This window comes from Bradyrhizobium sp. LjRoot220 (genome assembly GCF_964252915.1).
Taxonomy (GTDB): Bacteria; Pseudomonadota; Alphaproteobacteria; order Rhizobiales; family Xanthobacteraceae; genus Bradyrhizobium.
In genome coordinates this window covers 285,006-302,151 of the sequence record NZ_CAXUPS020000004.1, presented here as the reverse complement: position 1 = coordinate 302,151, position 17,146 = coordinate 285,006, and the positions used below count along the sequence as shown (strand labels likewise).

General features: G+C 62.2%; 17 protein-coding genes. 11 read left to right on the top strand and 6 right to left on the bottom strand.

The features are described from left to right. Positions 1–77: 77 nt before the first annotated feature. The 3 genes from ACSQ84_RS19800 to ACSQ84_RS19790 all read right to left on the bottom strand — a co-directional run bounded on the left by ACSQ84_RS19800 (position 78) and on the right by ACSQ84_RS19790 (position 3,174). The gene (locus ACSQ84_RS19800) at positions 78–1,358 is read right to left on the bottom strand and encodes an O-acetylhomoserine aminocarboxypropyltransferase (RefSeq protein WP_436213387.1); all 1,281 of its coding nucleotides are present in this window, start codon (positions 1,356–1,358) and stop codon (positions 78–80) included. 258 nt (positions 1,359–1,616) lie between these two features. Continuing rightward, a complete protein-coding gene (locus ACSQ84_RS19795) occupies positions 1,617–2,198 on the bottom strand; it encodes a CoA-binding protein (RefSeq protein ID WP_436213386.1) in 582 nt (193 codons plus the stop codon). Between the two features lie 151 nt (positions 2,199–2,349). Beyond that, complete coding sequence (locus ACSQ84_RS19790) at positions 2,350–3,174, bottom strand: enoyl-CoA hydratase (protein WP_436213385.1); 825 nt, start codon at positions 3,172–3,174, stop codon at positions 2,350–2,352. A gap of 81 nt (positions 3,175–3,255) precedes the next feature. Between ACSQ84_RS19790 and ACSQ84_RS19785 the strand changes: the two genes are divergently transcribed. From ACSQ84_RS19785 to ACSQ84_RS19760, 6 genes are all read left to right on the top strand, one after another. Further along, on the top strand, positions 3,256–3,684 hold the full coding sequence (locus tag ACSQ84_RS19785) for a PaaI family thioesterase (RefSeq protein WP_436213384.1): 429 nt from the start codon (positions 3,256–3,258) through the stop codon (positions 3,682–3,684). Between the two features lie 153 nt (positions 3,685–3,837). Further along, complete coding sequence (rplM, locus tag ACSQ84_RS19780; protein WP_212032288.1) at positions 3,838–4,302, top strand: 50S ribosomal protein L13; 465 nt, start codon at positions 3,838–3,840, stop codon at positions 4,300–4,302. A gap of 1 nt (position 4,303) precedes the next feature. After that, a complete protein-coding gene (rpsI, locus tag ACSQ84_RS19775) occupies positions 4,304–4,780 on the top strand; it encodes a 30S ribosomal protein S9 (protein WP_436213383.1) in 477 nt (158 codons plus the stop codon). Positions 4,781–5,017: 237 nt separating this feature from the next. Continuing rightward, positions 5,018–6,235, top strand: coding sequence for a diguanylate cyclase (locus ACSQ84_RS19770; protein ID WP_436213382.1), 1,218 nt, complete (start codon positions 5,018–5,020; stop codon positions 6,233–6,235). Between the two features lie 182 nt (positions 6,236–6,417). Beyond that, on the top strand, positions 6,418–6,654 hold the full coding sequence (locus tag ACSQ84_RS19765) for a hypothetical protein (RefSeq protein ID WP_436213381.1): 237 nt from the start codon (positions 6,418–6,420) through the stop codon (positions 6,652–6,654). 102 nt (positions 6,655–6,756) lie between these two features. Further along, positions 6,757–7,059 carry an antibiotic biosynthesis monooxygenase family protein gene (locus ACSQ84_RS19760; RefSeq protein ID WP_436213380.1) on the top strand — a complete coding sequence of 101 codons (303 nt, stop codon included), beginning with the start codon at positions 6,757–6,759 and terminating at the stop codon, positions 7,057–7,059. A gap of 130 nt (positions 7,060–7,189) precedes the next feature. Here the strand turns inward: ACSQ84_RS19760 and ACSQ84_RS19755 are convergent, their stop codons facing one another. Next, complete coding sequence (locus ACSQ84_RS19755) at positions 7,190–8,296, bottom strand: AI-2E family transporter (RefSeq protein WP_436213379.1); 1,107 nt, start codon at positions 8,294–8,296, stop codon at positions 7,190–7,192. Between the two features lie 146 nt (positions 8,297–8,442). Here ACSQ84_RS19755 and ACSQ84_RS19750 point away from each other — a divergent pair, with 146 nt between their 5' ends. The 3 genes from ACSQ84_RS19750 to ACSQ84_RS19740 all read left to right on the top strand — a co-directional run bounded on the left by ACSQ84_RS19750 (position 8,443) and on the right by ACSQ84_RS19740 (position 12,920). Continuing rightward, positions 8,443–9,144, top strand: coding sequence for a hypothetical protein (locus ACSQ84_RS19750; protein WP_436213378.1), 702 nt, complete (start codon positions 8,443–8,445; stop codon positions 9,142–9,144). A 223-nt stretch (positions 9,145–9,367) separates the two neighbouring features. After that, complete coding sequence (locus tag ACSQ84_RS19745; RefSeq protein ID WP_436213377.1) at positions 9,368–10,138, top strand: gamma-glutamyl-gamma-aminobutyrate hydrolase family protein; 771 nt, start codon at positions 9,368–9,370, stop codon at positions 10,136–10,138. 406 nt (positions 10,139–10,544) lie between these two features. Continuing rightward, positions 10,545–12,920: a PAS domain S-box protein gene (locus tag ACSQ84_RS19740; RefSeq protein ID WP_436213376.1), complete on the top strand. Its 2,376-nt coding sequence runs from the start codon at positions 10,545–10,547 to the stop codon at positions 12,918–12,920. A 116-nt stretch (positions 12,921–13,036) separates the two neighbouring features. Here ACSQ84_RS19740 and glnA read toward each other — a convergent pair whose 3' ends face one another. Both glnA and ACSQ84_RS19730 read right to left on the bottom strand, forming a co-directional pair. Next, complete coding sequence (glnA, locus tag ACSQ84_RS19735) at positions 13,037–14,446, bottom strand: type I glutamate--ammonia ligase (protein WP_436213375.1); 1,410 nt, start codon at positions 14,444–14,446, stop codon at positions 13,037–13,039. A gap of 153 nt (positions 14,447–14,599) precedes the next feature. Next, positions 14,600–14,938 carry a P-II family nitrogen regulator gene (locus tag ACSQ84_RS19730; protein WP_011441447.1) on the bottom strand — a complete coding sequence of 113 codons (339 nt, stop codon included), beginning with the start codon at positions 14,936–14,938 and terminating at the stop codon, positions 14,600–14,602. Between the two features lie 368 nt (positions 14,939–15,306). Here ACSQ84_RS19730 and ACSQ84_RS19725 point away from each other — a divergent pair, with 368 nt between their 5' ends. Both ACSQ84_RS19725 and ACSQ84_RS19720 read left to right on the top strand, forming a co-directional pair. Next, positions 15,307–16,806, top strand: coding sequence for an NAD(P)H-hydrate dehydratase (locus ACSQ84_RS19725; protein WP_436213374.1), 1,500 nt, complete (start codon positions 15,307–15,309; stop codon positions 16,804–16,806). 42 nt (positions 16,807–16,848) lie between these two features. Then, entirely contained in the window at positions 16,849–17,145 is a 297-nt protein-coding gene (locus tag ACSQ84_RS19720) for a type II toxin-antitoxin system RelE/ParE family toxin (RefSeq protein ID WP_436213373.1), read from the top strand. Position 17,146 lies beyond the last annotated feature (1 nt).

Below are 17,146 nucleotides of genomic sequence, written 5' to 3'. Positions count from 1 at the left end.
TCGATAGGCCGTAGCGTACTGGATACCCCGCATTCGCGGGGTATGACCAGTTTTGGTGATGCGACGTGCTATGGTCCTCAGGCCGTCAGGGCCTGCTCCAGATCCGCGATCAAATCTTCCTTGTCCTCGATGCCGATCGACAGCCGGACCACGTCGGGGGCGGCGCCCGACTTTACCTTGGCGGCGTCGTCGAGCTGGCTGTGGGTGGTCGAGGCCGGGTGGATCACCAGCGAACGGGTGTCGCCGACATTGGCCAGATGCGAGAACAGTTTCAGGTTCGACACCAGGTTGACGCCGGCGTCATAACCATCCTTCAGGCTGAAGGTGAACACCGCGCCGGCACCTTTGGGTGCGTATTTGCGCGCGAGGTTGTTGTACTTGTCGCTGCCGAGACCCGCATAGTTCACCGCGGCCACCTTGGGATGGCCGGAGAGGAATTCGGCGACCGCCTTGGCGTTCTCGCAATGCTTCTGCATCCGCAGCGGCAGCGTCTCGATGCCGGTGAGGATCATGAAGGCGTTGAACGGCGACAGCGCCGGGCCGAGGTCGCGCAGGCCGAGCACGCGGCAGGCGATCGCGAAGGCGAAATTGCCAAAAGTCTCCTGCAGCCTGATGCCGTGATATTCGGGACGCGGTTCGCTCAGCATCGGGTATTTGTTGTCCTTCGACCAGTCGAAGGTGCCGGCATCGACGATGATGCCACCGAGCGAATTGCCGTGACCGCCCAGGAATTTCGTCAGCGAATGCACGACGATGTCGGCGCCGTGATCGATCGGGCGGATCAGATAGGGGGTCGCCAGCGTGTTGTCGACGATCAGGGGCACGCCGGCCTTGCGGGCGACGGCGGCGATCGCCTCGATATCGGTGATGCTGCCGGAGGGATTGGCGATCGACTCGATGAAGATCGCCTTGGTGTGCGGCGTTACCGCGCGCTCGAAACTTTCGACATCATCGGGATCGGCCCATGCGACGTTCCAGCCAAAGCTCTTGAACGCGTGGGTGAACTGGTTGATCGACCCGCCATAGAGTTTTCGCGCGGCGATGATTTCGTCGCCGGGCATCAGCAATTGCTGGAACACCACCACCTGGGCGGCGTGTCCGGAGGCGACCGCAAGCGCGGCGGTGCCGCCTTCGAGTGCGGCGATGCGTTCTTCCAGCACCGCGTTGGTCGGATTGCCGATGCGGGTATAGATGTTGCCGAAGGCCTGCAGGCCGAACAGCGAAGCGGCGTGATCGGCGTCGTTGAAAACGAAGGACGTGGTTTGATAGATCGGCGTCGCCCGCGCGCCGGTGGTCGGATCAGGCTGCGCGCCCGCATGCACGGCGAGGGTCGAAAATCCCGGAAGGCGATCGGTCATTCTGTGCGTCCTGCTTTGGTTCGTCGAAAATTGCGCGGCATGCTGATCGCAAGCCGCGCCCGCCGTCAAGGCGACCGGTTCACATCTCGAGGGTTAGAGAACGACGTGCTTTGCGATACAGCGTTTTCGAAACAATCGTTTCGCAATTGCGGTACGGCAGAGCCTCGCAGGCTCTGCTTTTTTGTTTGACGCGTTTTCCTGGCGCGAACCGGTATCCACCCACGGATCAAGTCCGAGGGCATGCTTCGCTTGAAAACGCTATGGCTCGCTCTTGTTTTTCGCGGCGCGATCGGATGCCGCGGTTTCGCCGCCGCCGACGCTCATCCGGTTCAGCGACAGCCGCATGCCTTGCGTCGGGATTGGCGCGCGTTTCGAACTCAGGGTCCGTGAATTGACGCCCATCCAGGAAATCTCCGACGACAGCCGGCCATATTCGATCTTCGGACAGCGGTTCATCACGACCTTGATGCCGGCGGCCTCGGCTTTTTCGGCCGCGGCATCGTTGCGGGCGCCGAGCTGCATCCAGATCACTTTCGGCTGCGGCGACAAATTCAGGGCTTCATCGACCACCGGCATGATGTGGCTGGAATTGCGGAAGATGTCGATCATGTCGATCGGGCGGTCGATATCCGCCAGAGAGGCGACAAAGGGCTTGCCGAGCAGGCTCTTGCCGACATGGCCCGGATTGACCGGAATCATGTCGTAGCCGCGCTGCGCCAGATATTTGAACGCAAAGTAGCTCGGCCGCACGTTGACCGGCGAGGCGCCGACCATCGCGATCGATTTCACGCTGTTGAGGATTCCGCGGATGTAGTTGTCGTCATAGGCGTCGTGGTTCATTTTGAGCGACCGATCATTTCAGTCGTCATTGCGAGGAGCCAACGGGTCCGGCCTTCGGCCGGCCCGATGATAAACTCCGCGACGAAGCAATCCATACTTTCTTTGCTTGGAATCGATGGATTGCTTCGCTGCGCTCGCAACGACGGAAACACTATTTATCCTGCCATTTCGGCTCGCGCTTCTCGATGAAGGCGCCGATGCCTTCCTCGGCGTCGCGCGCCATCATGTTTTCCGTCATCACCTCTGCCGCGTAGCGGTAGGCGTCGGCAAGGTTCATTTCGGCCTGGCGATAGAAGGCTTGCTTGCCAAGCTTGATGGTGTAGGCGGATTTCAGCGCGACCTTCTGCGCCAGCGCAATTGCCGCATCGCGTTCGGTGCCGGGCGGGACCACGCGGTTGACGAGGCCGAGGCTTTGCGCCGTCGTGGCATCCACCGGCTCGCCGGTGAGCAGCATTTCCATCGCCTGCTTGCGCGGCACGTTGCGTGACAGCGCCACCATCGGCGTCGAACAGAACAGCCCGATATCGACGCCGGGCGTGGCGAAGCTCGCGGCCTCGGAAGCGACCGCCAGATCGCAACTCGCGACCAGCTGGCAGCCGGCGGCGGTGGCGACGCCCTGAACCGCGGCGACCACCGGCTTCGGCAGCTGCACGATCGCCTGCATCATTGCGCTGCAGGCGTTCATGATCTGCGCGAAATAGGCACGGCCGCGGTCGGCATCGCTGCGGCGCGCGGTCAGTTCCTTCATGTCGTGTCCGGCCGAAAAGGCAGGCCCGTTGGCGGCGATCACGAGCGCGCGTACATTTTTGTCGTCGTGAATGGCCGTCAGCGCCGCATGCAGTTCGGCGATCAGGCCTTCAGATAGACTGTTGCGCGCCGCCGGCCGGTTCAAAGTGAGCACGGCGATGCTGCCGACATTTTCGCGCAGCAGGATCGGCGATTGAGGCGCGGGCGCGCGGGCGGTCTGGGCGGACATAAATTTCCACTCGAAGGTTTTCTTTGGGCTTCGAAGACAACTTAATGTAACAGGCGGTCTGAAGCGAGGGCAGGGTACGGCATGGCGGCAGCGAAAATGAGCGTGGCTGAACTGGAGAAGTTCCTCCACGATGAATTCCCGCAGGCGTTCAGAGGTGGCGATATCACCATCGAAAGCGCCGATGGCGAGACCTGCCTGCTGCGCCAGCGCTTCAACGAGAACATGCTGCGCCCGGGCGGCACGGTGTCCGGTCCGACGCTGATGGCGATGGCCGATTTCGCGATGTATGTGGTGCTGCTGTCGGCGATCGGCCCGGTCGGGCTGGCGGTGACCACCAATCTCAACATCAATTTCCTGCGCAAGGGCCAGCCCGGCCAGGACGTGCTGGCCGCCGCGCGGCTGTTGAAGCTCGGCAGGCGGCTTGCGGTGGGGGAGGTCAACCTGCTGTCGGGCTCATCGCCCGATCCGATCGCGCACGTGACATCGACCTATTCCATTCCAAACAAATAGCGTTTTCCACGGTACTATAACACCATATTTATAAGTCATTGTTTTCACTTATGTAATTATGGTAGTTTGGCATTGACGCGCTGCGGGCGGTTCTCTAGAAACCGCGCAGTTCGGCGCAGCCTGCGCCGCTGTCCCCTTTTACGGATTTCTCACATGAAAACCTTTTCGGCAAAGCCCGCCGAGGTGACGAAGAAGTGGGTGCTGATCGACGCCAAAGGTCTGGTGGTCGGACGGCTCGCTACCCTGGTCGCCATGCGCCTGCGCGGCAAACATCTTCCTACCTATACGCCCCACGTCGATTGCGGCGATCACGTCGTCATCATCAACGCGGCGCACGTCGTGCTGACCGGTCGCAAGCGCGACCAGAAGGTCTATTACAAGCACACCGGCTTCATCGGCGGCATCAAGGAACGCACCGCGAAATCGATCCTCGAGGGTCGCTTCCCCGAGCGCGTGGTCGAGAAGGCCATCGAGCGCATGATCCCCCGTGGTCCGCTCGGCCGCGTCCAGATGGGCAATCTGCGCGTTTACCCCGGTGCCGAACATCCGCATGAAGCCCAGCAGCCCGAGACGGTTGATATCGCTTCGATGAACCGCAAGAACATGAGGGCCGCATAAGATGTCCGACACCATGCAGTCGCTCGACCAGTTGTCGCAGCTGAAGCCGGCAACGCCGGACGCGCCGAAATACGTCAAGAAGGTCGACAAGTTCAACCGTGCTTACGCCACCGGCAAGCGCAAGGACGCGGTTGCCCGCGTCTGGATCAAACCCGGCGCCGGCAAGATCGTGGTCAATACCCGCGATGTCGAAGTCTATTTCGCCCGCCCGGTGCTGCGGATGCTGATCCAGCAGCCGCTGGTCGCAGCGGCCCGTGCCGGCCAGTACGACGTCATCTGCACGGTTGCCGGCGGCGGTCTGTCGGGCCAGGCGGGTGCCGTGCGTCACGGCATCTCCAAGGCGCTGACCTGCTTCGAGCCCGATCTGCGCGGCGTATTGAAGAAGGGCGGCTTCCTGACTCGCGACTCCCGCACCGTGGAGCGCAAGAAGTACGGTCGCGCCAAGGCGCGCAAGTCGTTCCAGTTCTCGAAGCGCTAATTGCTCCGCTAGAATTTGCAGCGATTTGCTGCATCGACGAAAACGAAGAGGGCGCCGAAAGGCGCCCTTTTTTGTTTTCAGTTTAGAGATGAATTAACGCAGATTTTCACGAAAACTTGCGTATGCGTGCAAACGAAATTGGAACCCGCGAGTTTTAGCTTGCGAGACTGCGGGGGCGCAGCATCACATTTCCTTATGTGCCCCTCAGCATTGCATCACACTTTCACGGTGGGGCTCATGTCGTTCGATACGTCCACACTTTATCTATTTGCCACCATGGTCGCGGGCATGCTCGGGGCCATGCTGATCTTCTTCGGCAGGCAGGAGAATGTCCCGGCGTTGAAATGGTGGGGCACCGCCTATCTGCTGGGTGCGGCCTCTGTCGCGATCTGGACCGTCGGCGGCGCCAGGTTTGGCGAGCCGCTGACGCTGGCGCTGAACGCGGTCGGCTTCATCGCCTGCGGCATGGTCTGGAATGCCGCGCGCGTCTTCCTCGGCCGCAAGCCCAATCTACCGGGGCTGGTGTTCGGCGCGATCGCCTGGGTCGGCGTATCGGTGGCGCTGCCGTGGCTGGATCCTGCGATGCGCCTGACCGTTGGTGCGGCGATCGTTGCGATCTACGCGGCGCTGACCGCTTCGGAGTTGTGGAGCGAGCGGCGGCGCAGCATGCAGAAGCGGTGGCCGACCATTGCGGTGCCTGTAATGCATGGTTGCGTGCTGATGCTGCCGATCCTGCTCGGCGATCTGCTGCGACCGCATGATGAAACCTTCTACAGCAGCGTCTGGGTGACGGCGTTTTCGATCGAACTCGTGCTCTATGCGATCGGCACCGTGTTCGTCATCTTCATGCTGGTGTCGGACCGCGCGGTGACCGTGCACAAGACGGCGGCATCGATCGATCCGCTGAGCGGCATGTTCAACCGCCGCGGCTTCGCCGAAGCCTGTTCACGGGTGATCGAGCGCGAGGCCAAGGCCGGCCGGCCGGTAACGGTGATGATCTTCGACATCGACCATTTCAAGGGCATCAACGACCGTTTCGGCCACCCGGCGGGCGATGAAATCCTCAAACTGTTCTCGACCGTCGTCGTCAACAACCTTCGCATCAGCGATCTCTCGGGCCGCATTGGCGGCGAGGAGTTCGCCGCGCTGTTGCCGTGCGCGCTGGAAGAGGGCGTTTTGGTCGCTGAGCGCGTGCGTGAGGCGTTCGAGGCGTCCGGAATCGTCTGCGAGGAGGGCCCTGTCGATACCACCGTCAGCATCGGCGTCGCCGGCGGGCCGGCCGGCACCGAACTCGAGGTGCTGCTGGCGGCGGCGGACACCGCGCTGTATCAAGCCAAGCGCACCGGCCGCAACCGGGTCGAGGCCGCCGAAGAGCTTCCGTTGTCGCTGGAACATTGGCGGCGCAAGACCGCAGGCCTTCCGGCTGCCGCGCGTCCAGTGCCGGTTGCGACATGAGAGTTGATCGGTTCTGATTTAATCAGAACCGATCAACTCTAGACTCTTGTTTGACGCGTTTTCTTGACGCGAACCGGTATCCACCCACGGATCAAGTCCGAGGGCATGCTTCGCTCGAAAACGCTTTGCAGGAAAACGCGGCGGTAACTCCGCGTTTACCATTCCGTCCATATTGTTTGCTTATGGATTCGATCCGCACGCGAAACCCCCAGGCTGCTCTGATGTCGCTCGAAGCGGCCGCAGTCTCCGCCCGCGGTGGTTTCGCCTGCATGTTCTCAAGCTCGGAAGAATTCGAGACGGCGCTCATCAGCGAGCGCCGTGCGCAGGGACGTTACGATCGGCGCAGAACGCGCTGGCCTGCCATCCTGTTCATCGGCTGCGCGATGATGGTCGTGGGTACGGTGCTGCTGTTCAATTGAGCCGAGCTTGGAGATGCTGATGTGGGGGCGCCGCGAGGCGCCTTTTTCTTTTTGGCGCCTTCAGCTAGACACGGTTATTCCCAGCAGAGGGCCGTAACCGCCATGATCACCGAAATCGCACAAATCGACGTCAAGCCCGGCACCGAAAAGGATTTTGAAGCCGCCGTGGCCAAGGCGCGTCCGCTGTTCCTGCGCGCCAGGGGCGGCAAGGGATTTGAGCTGCACAAGTCGATCGAGAAGCCGCAGCGCTATCGCCTGATGGCGCAATGGGAAACGCTGGAAAATCACACCGTCGATTTCCGCGGTTCGGAAGATTTCACGGCCTGGCGCGGCCTGGTCGGGCAGTACTTTGCAGCGCCCCCCGAGGTCGAGCACACCGAGACGGTGTTGACGTCGGCGGGCTAGAACCTTCTCGGTTCCGATGGAATCGGAACGGGGCTCCAGATTCTTGATTTGACGCGTTTTCCTGACGCGAAGCGGTGTCCACCCACGGATCAAGTCCGAGGGCATGCTTCGCTGGAAAACGCTCCAGGGTTTACGCCAACTTCGTTTCGGCCTTGAAATGGTCGATCATGACCTTGGCGATCGCCATCAGGGGCAGCGCCAGCGCCAGGCCCCAGATGCCGAACACGACGCCGAGCAGGATCTGGAACGCGAACAGCGTGGCGGGCGGAATATCCAGCGCCTGACGCTGGATGATCGGCGTCAGCACGTAGCTTTCCAGCGCGTGTACGCCGAGGAAAAGGATGAACGCGCTCAACGCTGCGACCCATCCGGTCGCGAGGCTCGCCAATACCACGATCAGGCCGCCAAGGATCGCTCCCACGGTCGGAATGAAGGCGAGCAGCCCGGCCTGGATGCCCAGAATGAACGAACTGGGGATGCCGATGATCGCAAGTCCTATCCAGGTGACGAAGAATACCGCGGCCATGGTGATGATCTGTGCGATCAGCCAGCGCTCCAGTGTCCAGCCGATGCGGTCGATAATGACGGTGGCGCGGGCGCGGTGCTTGGCCGGCGCCATGAACAGCAGCCCGTTCCGGTAAATGCTCGGCTGCACGGCAAAGGCGAGGCCCAGAAACAGCACGATAAAGAAGTTTCCGACCGCGCTCACCGTGCCCAGAATCAGCTTCAGGCTCTGACTGAAGATGGCGCCACCGCTCGAAGCGATGGTGCTGGCGCTGGGCAGGCTATGCGGCGTTGTTGGCGCTGCCGGCGCAGACGCGTCCGGAGCCGCATTGAGGGTACCGAAGTCGAAAAAGCTGGTATCGACCCCATTCCTGTCCAGGAAGGCTTTGAGGTCGACCAACTGCGACTTGATCGTCTCGCTCAACACTTTGGTCTGCTGCGCGATGGTGGCGCCGCCGAGGAAAAGAATGCCCGCCAGCACGCCGGCCAGCACCAGGCAGACGACGGTGAGCCGCAGCGAATGTGGAAGTTTGACGACCCGGCCGAGCATATCGGCCATCGCGGTCAGCGCGACGCCGAGCAGCACGCCGGCGAAGATCAGGAACAGGGTCGCGGCGAAATACCAGGTGAACAGCAACAGCGCGGCGAACAGCACGACGCCGATACCGCCGACCGATATCGCCCACGCCAGATCGTTGCGGGCCAAAAGACGATCGTCAGCCGGACCTGTCACGTTGATTCCTTCCTGCAGAATATTCCTGCGGCAGTCTTTCGCGAAAATTCGTCCGGGATCAAGCGGCAACGCGCCGGTTTGACGCTGGCGCGTCGTGTGTGCCAAGCGGTGCATGCCATGTGACACGGTGCGTCGGCGAGGATGAGATGAATTTCAAATGGTTGGGGCCGGTTGCGCTGTTGGCAGCGATTTATATCGGCGATCAGATCAGGATCAACCGGCCCGGCCACAAATATCGCTTGACCGTTGAAGTGGAGACCCCCGATGGACGCAAATCGGCCTCCGGCGTCGTGGCGGTTCATCCCGACCGCAGTTACAGCCGCGGCGGACATACAAAGACCGCGGGCGATGCCGTTTATGTCGAACTCGGTGGCGGCAAGAACCTCGTCGCGCTGCTGGCGCATACCGACAAGAATCTTGAACTCGATGGCATGAGTTACGTGGCGTTGCGCGCCTATATCGCCGCCGCTGGCGGCGGCAAGCGCGTGTCGTTCAACGAAATGAACCGTCAGACCGGCGTGGTGCCGGTAACGGGCGCGCAAATCCCGGTGCTCGTGACGTTTGCCGACCCGGCCAATCCAGCGACCGCGCGCAACGTGCCGCCTGACGACGCGGCTGCGACGCTGGGGAAGGGATATCGCCTTCACGGGATATCTGCCGAGGCGGTGCCGAACGGATTCTGGCCGCTCGATTTCGGCGGCACTCTGGGGGAGCCGGTGACCCGCGGAATTCAGGCGAAACTGCCGTGGCTGAACGGCGCCGACAATGCCGCGGCAACGGCGCTTCGGGCGGCCGCTCTGCCCGGTGTCGAGGCTGTTGACGCCAGGGAAGCCTTTACGCGGAAGTAGCTGCCTTTGGCGCGGGGCAGGCCGCTCCATGGGGCAAAACCCGCGCTTTGCGCCGCTATCGACGCCAGGTTTGCCGCCACGGCCTTGGATTCCCGCGGAACTGCAAAGCGGAAGTGGGCAGCATATCATGTTGATCCGGCACGATCTCGCAGGCATGATCGGCCAAAATCACGGCTCAACCTGGAATATCCTTGCGCGGGACGATGAAAGCAGAATTTTGGCGATGAAACGGCCTGTGGTCGGGGTGATCGGAAACGCCCATCGCGTCGAGAATCGTTTCAATACCCAGATGGTCGGAGAGCGCAACCTTCGCGCGGTCGCCGACGTCTCGGGCGCGCTGCCGCTGATGTTTGCTGGATCGCCCGAGATTACCGACATCGGCGCCTTGCTCGACGCCGTCGATGGGGTGGTGCTGACGGGCGCCCGGGCCAATGTTCATCCGACCCGGTTCAAGACCGAACCGCATGAGCGGCACGAGCCCTACGATATTCACCGCGACGACGTCGCCCTTGCGCTGGCGGAAGCCTGCGTCGCCCGCGGCGTGCCGATCTTCGGCATCTGCCGCGGCTTGCAGGAGATGAACGTCGCCTTTGGCGGCTCGCTGCATCCGGAAATCCGCGAAATCCCCGGCCGCATCAATCACCGCATGCCGCGGCTGGAGAACGGCGAAATCCATCCGGATCCCCTGGTGATCTTTGCCGACCGGCATGACGTCCATCTGACGCCCGACGGCGCCTTTGCCAGGCTGCTCGGCTGCGAAACCATTCGGGTGAATTCCCTGCACGGGCAGGGCATCCTTGATCCCGGCGAACGCGTCGTCATCGAGGGGGTGGCGGAAGACGGCACCATCGAAGCGATCCGGATCGCCGATGCACCGAGCTTTGCGCTCGGCGTGCAGTGGCATGCGGAGTACGACCCGCAGCGCAATCCGATCAACCGTGCGCTGTTCGAGGCGTTCGGCGAAGCGCTCAAGGCGCATCTGCGGGCGAGCTAGCAAAGCGTTTTCGAGCAACAGGCGGCCGAACAGCGGTCGTGGCAAATAGGCAGGGCGCGATGCCGGACCGCCGATGCTCTAGGCTGTCCAGGTTACAGCGGCGCCATCAACCGCGACCTTCGTGCTGACGCGCGGTACACCAGAATATTCGGGGTATAATTGATTCGAACGATTCGTTTTTCCGTTTTTCCGGGATGCTGCCCGTAATTCTACGGGGCCGAAAAATCGGGATCGCGGCACATAACTCGGCTAAGTATTGGGGTAGCTGAGGGCGCCGAACAACGTCTGCCAGGACGACACCGGTTAAACGCCGGCCGCGCATCGATACTCGCATTTATTGTCGAAGCATTTCCTGCCGTTTTTTCTTAGTGGTTTTCCAGGTGATTTTCTTGGGCAGTTGGTCGTTATGACTTTATGGCGCCGCCTTGCATTGGCGATGGTGTTCCTGGTTGTGGGGACCATTTGCGCGCTTGCCTTGTTCGGTAATGGCTTTGCAGGCTTTGGCCGGGCGACACTTGTCGTCGCGGTGATCGCGATTTTGGTGGCGCTCGTGCTCGCGGCCACCACCGCGAGGTCGCTGTCCGGGATGCTGACCCAAATGACCCGGGCGGTCGAAGGCCTGTCGCGCGGCGAGCAGGTGGCGATCTCTTCCGAGGGTGGCCGGGAGATGGCCGCGCTGACGGCGGCATTCGCCGAATTGTCGAGCCAGCTCGGCACCAAACAAAACCTGCTGGAGAACACCGTCGAAAGCATCCGCGACTGCGTTGTCGTGGCGGACGAAAAGGCGGTGGTCGTCGTTGCCAACGCCGCGGCCCGGCGGTTGCTCGGTTTGGACCGCGGCTTCGACAGCATGACGGGGCCGAGGAAATTCACCTGCTTCCTTTCCGACGGTACCACGCCGCTGCCGATTGCGGATTCGCCGCTGGCGCGGGCGCTGCGCGGCGAAAACGTCGATGATTTCGAACTCGTGGTGCAGTCCGGACAATCCGGCGGCAGAGCGTTTTCCAGCGAAGTGGAGTCCGGTTCGCGTCAAGAAAACGCGTCAAAACAAGAATCAAGAGCCAGCATCGTCGCCAACGCCCGGCCATTGCGCGACGAGCGCGGCCGGCTTCGCGGGGCGGTCACCGTGCTGCGCGACGTCACCGAACAAAAGCGGGCCCTCCAGGCTCTGGTCGACAGCGAACAGATGGCGCAGGCCATCGTCAACACGGCCCTCGACGCCTTCGTCCAGACCGACGAGAACGGCTTTGTTCTCGACTGGAGCCCACAGGCCGAAGTCTTGACCGGGTGGACGCGGGCGGAGGCCGTCGGCGTCAAGCTGGTGGAGCTGGTGTTTCCGGAACCGCTTCGTGCGGCGCACCGGCAGCGGATCGCCCAGTTCCTGCGGGAGACCGCCGGCGGTGCCATGGGCATGCGCTATGAGTCTGCGGCCCTGCACCGGGACGGTCACGAATTATTTGTCGAAGTGTCGCTCACGGCACTACGTCGCGGTGACGGTTACGTCATCAACGCCTTTGTCAGGGACGTCACCCAGAGGCGCGTCGCCGAGGAGCAATTGATCCAGGCGCAAAAGATGGAATCGCTCGGGCAGTTGACCGGCGGCATTGCCCATGACTTCAACAACATGCTCACTGTGATAACAGGCACGATCGAGATCCTGGCCGAGGGCGTCAAGGATATTCCGCATCTGGCAACGATCACGAAGCTGATCGGCGATGCGGCGGACCGCGGCGCAAGTCTCACCGCAAGCCTGCTGGCATTCGCGCGCAAGCAGCCGTTGCAGCCGGCCGAAACCGACGTCAACGAACTCATCGGCGAAGCCGTCCGATTGCTGTCACCCGTTCTCGGCAGGCACATCGAAGTCGAGACGGACCTGAGCGGGGATGCATGGCCGGCGTTGGTCGACAGGAGCCAGCTTTCGGCTGCGCTGGTCAACCTTGCGATCAATGCCCGCGACGCCATGTCCAACGCTGGGAAACTGACCATCAGAACCCGCAATTTCACACTCGGCGTTCCCGAGGCGCTGGCGCGGGGCGTCGAACGCGCCGGCGACTACGTAGCCATCGAGGTCGGCGATACCGGCACCGGCATTCCGCAGGCCGATCTCGACCGGATATTTGATCCGTTCTTCTCCACCAAGGAGGTTGGCCGGGGAACGGGCCTCGGGCTCAGCATGGTGTTTGGTTTCGCCAAGCAATCGCACGGCAGCGTCGACGTGCGCAGCGATGAGGGAAGCGGCACCACGTTCCGGATCTATCTGCCCAGAGCCGACATCAGCGCGCTGCAGCCGCCGGCGCAGGACGATCCGCCGCCGCAGGGCGGCAACGAAACCATCCTGTGCGTCGAGGACGACCGCAAGATCCGCGACTACGTATCGCTGCAGCTCGAGAACCTCGGTTACAAGGTGATCGTGGCCGGCAACGCCGACGAGGCCCTCGCGATCGTCCGCCAGGGCGCAGCGTTCGATCTCCTGTTCACCGATATCGTGATGCCCGGAACCATGAACGGCAGGCAACTGGCCGAAACGCTGATGGACGGGCGGCCGGCGCTTCGGGTGCTCTTCACTTCCGGATACAGCGACGGGGCGCTGCCGCAGAAAAACCGCGCGGGTCAGGGGATTCCGCTGCTGACCAAGCCATACCGCCGCGCAGAGCTGGCGCGGACGTTGCGCCGCTGTCTTGATATTGCGGTCGATCCGGCCGGCGATCCGATACCGACGCCTTATTCCGTGCAGCCGGAACTCGAGCGTTTCCTGCGCAAGTATCCGCCGAAGGAAGCATGATTTCTCGTTCGCCTTGCCCCATCACGTGCCGATGCCAGCAAAACAAAAGGCGCTCCGTTGGGAGCGCCTTTCGCATTTGTGAACCCTGATATCAGCGGCGCGGAGGCCGCAAAAAATCACAGCGAATAGTACATGTCGAATTCGACCGGATGCGGGGTCATCTCGAAACGTTCGACTTCGGTCATCTTCAGCTCGATGTAGCTGTCGATGAAGTCGTCGTCGAACACGCCTCCGTTCTTGAGGAACGCGCGGTCCTTGTCGAGGTTTTCCAGCGCCTCGCGCAAGCTGCCGCACACCGTCGGGATCTGCTTCAGCTCTTCCTTGGGCAAATCGTAGAGGTCCTTGTCCATCGCCGGACCCGGATCGAGCTTGTTCTTGATGCCGTCGAGGCCGGCCATCAGCATCGCGGCGAAGCCGAGATACGGGTTGGCCATCGGGTCGGGGAAACGAACCTCGACGCGCTTGGCCTTCGGATTGGCGGTGTAGGGGATACGGCAGGAGGCCGAACGATTGCGCGCGGAATAGGCCAGCAGCACCGGCGCTTCATAGCCCGGGACCAGACGCTTGTAGGAGTTGGTCGACGGGTTGGTGAAGGCGTTGATCGCCTTGGCATGCTTGATGATGCCGCCGATGTAGTGGAGACAGGTCTCCGACAGGTCGGCGTATTTGTTGCCGGCGAACACCGGCTTGCCGTCCTTCCAGATCGACTGGTGGACATGCATGCCCGAGCCGTTGTCGCCATAGATCGGCTTCGGCATGAAGGTGGCGGTCTTGCCGTAGATGTGCGCGACCTGATGGATGCAGTATTTGTAGATCTGCATGTGGTCGGCCATCAGCGTCAGCGTGTCGAACTTCATGCCGAGCTCGTGCTGGGCGGAAGCGACTTCATGGTGATGCTTTTCGACCTTGACGCCCATCTTGGCCATCGCGCCGAGCATTTCCGAGCGCATGTCCTGCACCGAGTCCTGCGGCGGCACCGGGAAGTAGCCGCCCTTGGTGCGGATGCGGTGACCGAGATTGCCGCCTTCGTATTCGGTGTCCGAATTGGTCGGAAATTCCGAGGAGTCGAGCTTGAAGCCGGTGTTGTAGGGCATGGACGAAAAGCGCACGTCGTCGAATACGAAGAACTCGGCTTCCGGTCCGACGAACACGGTGTCGCCGACGCCCATCGACTTGACCATCGCCTCGGCCTTCTTGGCCATGCCGCGCGGGTCGCGGTTGTAGGGCTCGCCGGTGGTCGGCTCGAGCACGTCGCAGGTGATGACCATGGTGGTTTCGGCGAAGAACGGATCGATCGTCGCGGTGACCGGATCAGGCATCAGGCACATGTCGGATTCGTTGATCGCCTTCCAGCCGGCGATCGACGAGCCGTCGAACATAGTGCCTTCGGCAAAGATTTCCTCGTCGATCATGCCGATGTCGAAAGTCACGTGCTGCCACTTGCCGCGCGGGTCGGTGAAGCGCAGGTCGACGTATTTTACGTCGTTGTCCTTGATCGATTTCAGGACGTCTTTGGCGGTCTTCATGAATACCCCTTTTGGTTTCCAGGACTCTGCGACAACGACATTCCGCAAACAACACGCACACACAGAGGGTGGTGAGATATCGCAAACGAAATCAGGCCGCCGAAGCAGCCCTTTTCTTGTTTTTCAGTCGCAAAATGCGGGATAGCACCCGGCTCAGATAGCGTCCAGCCCGGATTCTCCGGTTCTGATCCGGATCGCTTCTTCGATGTTGGAGACGAAGATTTTGCCGTCGCCGATGCGGCCGGTCTGGGCGGCGCGGCGGATCGCGTCGATGGCTTTCTCGACCAGGTCATCCCCGATCACGATTTCGATTTTGACCTTGGGCAGGAAGTCCACGATGTATTCCGCACCGCGATACAGTTCGGCGTGACCCTTTTGCCGGCCGAAACCCTTGGCCTCGGTCACGGTGATGCCCTGCAGTCCGACCTCCTGAAGCGCCTCTTTCACCTCGTCGAGCTTGAACGGCTTGATGATGGCTTCGATTTTTTTCACTGAGCGCCTCCCGGGCATTTCAAAATTGCAGAGTGCAGATAGTTTCGATGTCGCGCGTGGCGCCGTCTGGTCGATCCTTCAGTCAGGAGCCGAAACGCCCATGATTGCCGTAACATGACGACGATCCTGAGCCGGCTTCCTTACCGGCTTCCCCAAAAGCAGGGTCTATGCCAAGTTGTTAATGCGCCTGATTTCGGAATGTTATCAGACTTTTAACATGCAATCGGCAGAGGTCGAACCGGACGGTGCATGATACCCAAGCCTACCAAATAGGCAAACCGGTCAATTGGTATGCAGCCAGTGGAAAAACAGGCTGTGCGCGAGACCGGAAATGCCTCTGGAAAAGGCGGTTGGATCGAGGATTCGGCATGGAAGTTCTGACCACCCCTGAGATGGAGCGCGCCGACGAGCTGACCATCGCGGCCGGCACGCCCGGCTTCGCGCTGATGATGAGCGCGGGCCAGGCCGTCGCCGAAGCCGCGATGGAACTGCTCGAGGAGGGCGCGATCCTGGTGGTTGCCGGCCGTGGCAACAATGGCGGCGACGGGTTTGTCGCGGCGGCCGAACTTGCCGCGCGCGGCCGCGAGGTTTCGGTGATCCTGTTGTGCGAGCGGGACAGCCTGACCGGCGACGCGGCCCTCGCGGCGAAGGGGTGGAAATATCCGGTGCTGCCGTTCAATCCCCAGGCGATCGGCAAGCCCGCGCTGATCATCGATGCGCTGTTCGGCGCCGGTCTCAATCGTCCCGTAAAGGGCGATCCGCTTGACATGATCGAGGCCATCAACGCCAACGGCGCGCCGGTCCTCGCCGTGGATCTGCCGAGCGGAATCAACGGCAGCACCGGCGCCATCATGGGTGTTGCGATCAATGCTGCCGAGACCGTCACTTTCTTCCGCAAGAAGCCGGCGCATCTGTTGCTGCCGGGACGGATGCATTGCGGCCGCGTCCGCGTCGCCGATATCGGCATCGACGCGCAGGTGCTGGGCGAAATCCAGCCGCAGACATCGGAGAACGATCCGAAGGCCTGGCAGAAATCCTTCCCGGTGCCGCGCATCGATGGCCACAAATATGCGCGCGGTCACGCCGTCGTCGTCTCCGGCGACATGGCGGCAACGGGCGCGGCGCGGCTGGCGGCGCGCGCCGCGTTGCGGGCCGGCGCCGGATTGGTCACGCTGGCCTCGCCGCGCGAGGCGCTGGCGGTCAATGCTGCGGCGCTCACCGCCGTGATGATCCGCGCGGTCGATAGCGCGGTCGAATTCGCCGACATGCTGAACGACAAGCGGCTCAATGCCTGCGTGATCGGACCGGGTGCTGGAATCAGCGCGCGCACGCGCGACCTCGTCCACACCGCTTTGTCAGCGAAACGTCACCTCGTGCTCGACGCCGACGCGCTGACGAGTTTTGCGCAGGAGCCGGAGCGGCTGTTCGAAGCGATCAAGCTGTCCAGCGACCCGCAGGTGGTTCTAACCCCGCATGAGGGCGAGTTTCCGCGGCTGTTCAGCGACATCAGCAACAAGAATCCTGGCCGCTCCAAGCTCGAACGGGTGCGCGCCGCCGCCGAGCGCTGCGGCGCGGTGGTGCTGCTGAAAGGGCCGGACACGGTGGTCGCCTCACCCGACGGACGCGCCAGCATCGCTGCCAACGCGCCGCCCTGGCTTGCGACCGCCGGCGCCGGCGATGTGCTGTCCGGAATCATCGCAGGGTTATTGGCGCAGGGCGCGCCGGCCTTCGAAGCCGCCAGCATCGGCGTCTGGATGCACGGCGAGGGGGCGCGTGAGGCGGGGCCGGGGCTGATCGCGGAGGATCTGACGGAAGTGCTGCCCGCGGTGTTCCGGCGGCTCTATGATGAGTTCGGGATTGAGTATTGAAGGCTGCTTGATTAGCCACGCTCCGTAGTTTATAAACTACATGTGCTTGAGCTGAAGCAAACAGAGACGTTTCGGAAGTGGCGCCAGCGGCTCAAGGATCACCGCGCCCGTGCGATGATCGCTTCGCGACTGGATCGCCTGGCTCAAGGACACGCTGGCGACGCTGCACCGGTAGGCGAGGGCATCAGCGAGCTGCGTATCCACTATGGCCCCGGCTACCGAGTCTATTTTCAGAAGCGCGGAAGCGCGATCATCGTTCTGCTTTGCGGCGGCGACAAGAGTACCCAGGCGAAAGACATCAATACGGCGAAGCATCTTGCCAGGGCATGGAGTGAATGAG

Bases quoted from the DNA above. Each gene is read 5' to 3' on its own strand.
- ACSQ84_RS19785 (WP_436213384.1), top strand. From the start codon at position 3,256: ATGGCGGCAGCGAAAATGAGCGTGGCTGAACTGGAGAAGTTCCTCCAC.
- ACSQ84_RS19745 (WP_436213377.1), top strand. From the start codon at position 9,368: ATGAAACGGCCTGTGGTCGGGGTGATCGGAAACGCCCATCGCGTCGAG.
- ACSQ84_RS19750 (WP_436213378.1), top strand. From the start codon at position 8,443: ATGAATTTCAAATGGTTGGGGCCGGTTGCGCTGTTGGCAGCGATTTAT.
- ACSQ84_RS19725 (WP_436213374.1), top strand. From the start codon at position 15,307: ATGGAAGTTCTGACCACCCCTGAGATGGAGCGCGCCGACGAGCTGACC.
- rpsI (WP_436213383.1), top strand. From the start codon at position 4,304: ATGTCCGACACCATGCAGTCGCTCGACCAGTTGTCGCAGCTGAAGCCG.
- ACSQ84_RS19760 (WP_436213380.1), top strand. From the start codon at position 6,757: ATGATCACCGAAATCGCACAAATCGACGTCAAGCCCGGCACCGAAAAG.
- ACSQ84_RS19790 (WP_436213385.1), bottom strand. From the start codon at position 3,174: ATGTCCGCCCAGACCGCCCGCGCGCCCGCGCCTCAATCGCCGATCCTG.
- ACSQ84_RS19765 (WP_436213381.1), top strand. From the start codon at position 6,418: ATGGATTCGATCCGCACGCGAAACCCCCAGGCTGCTCTGATGTCGCTC.
- rplM (WP_212032288.1), top strand. From the start codon at position 3,838: ATGAAAACCTTTTCGGCAAAGCCCGCCGAGGTGACGAAGAAGTGGGTG.
- ACSQ84_RS19770 (WP_436213382.1), top strand. From the start codon at position 5,018: ATGTCGTTCGATACGTCCACACTTTATCTATTTGCCACCATGGTCGCG.
- ACSQ84_RS19800 (WP_436213387.1), bottom strand. From the start codon at position 1,358: ATGACCGATCGCCTTCCGGGATTTTCGACCCTCGCCGTGCATGCGGGC.
- glnA (WP_436213375.1), bottom strand. From the start codon at position 14,446: ATGAAGACCGCCAAAGACGTCCTGAAATCGATCAAGGACAACGACGTA.
- ACSQ84_RS19740 (WP_436213376.1), top strand. From the start codon at position 10,545: ATGACTTTATGGCGCCGCCTTGCATTGGCGATGGTGTTCCTGGTTGTG.
- ACSQ84_RS19795 (WP_436213386.1), bottom strand. From the start codon at position 2,198: ATGAACCACGACGCCTATGACGACAACTACATCCGCGGAATCCTCAAC.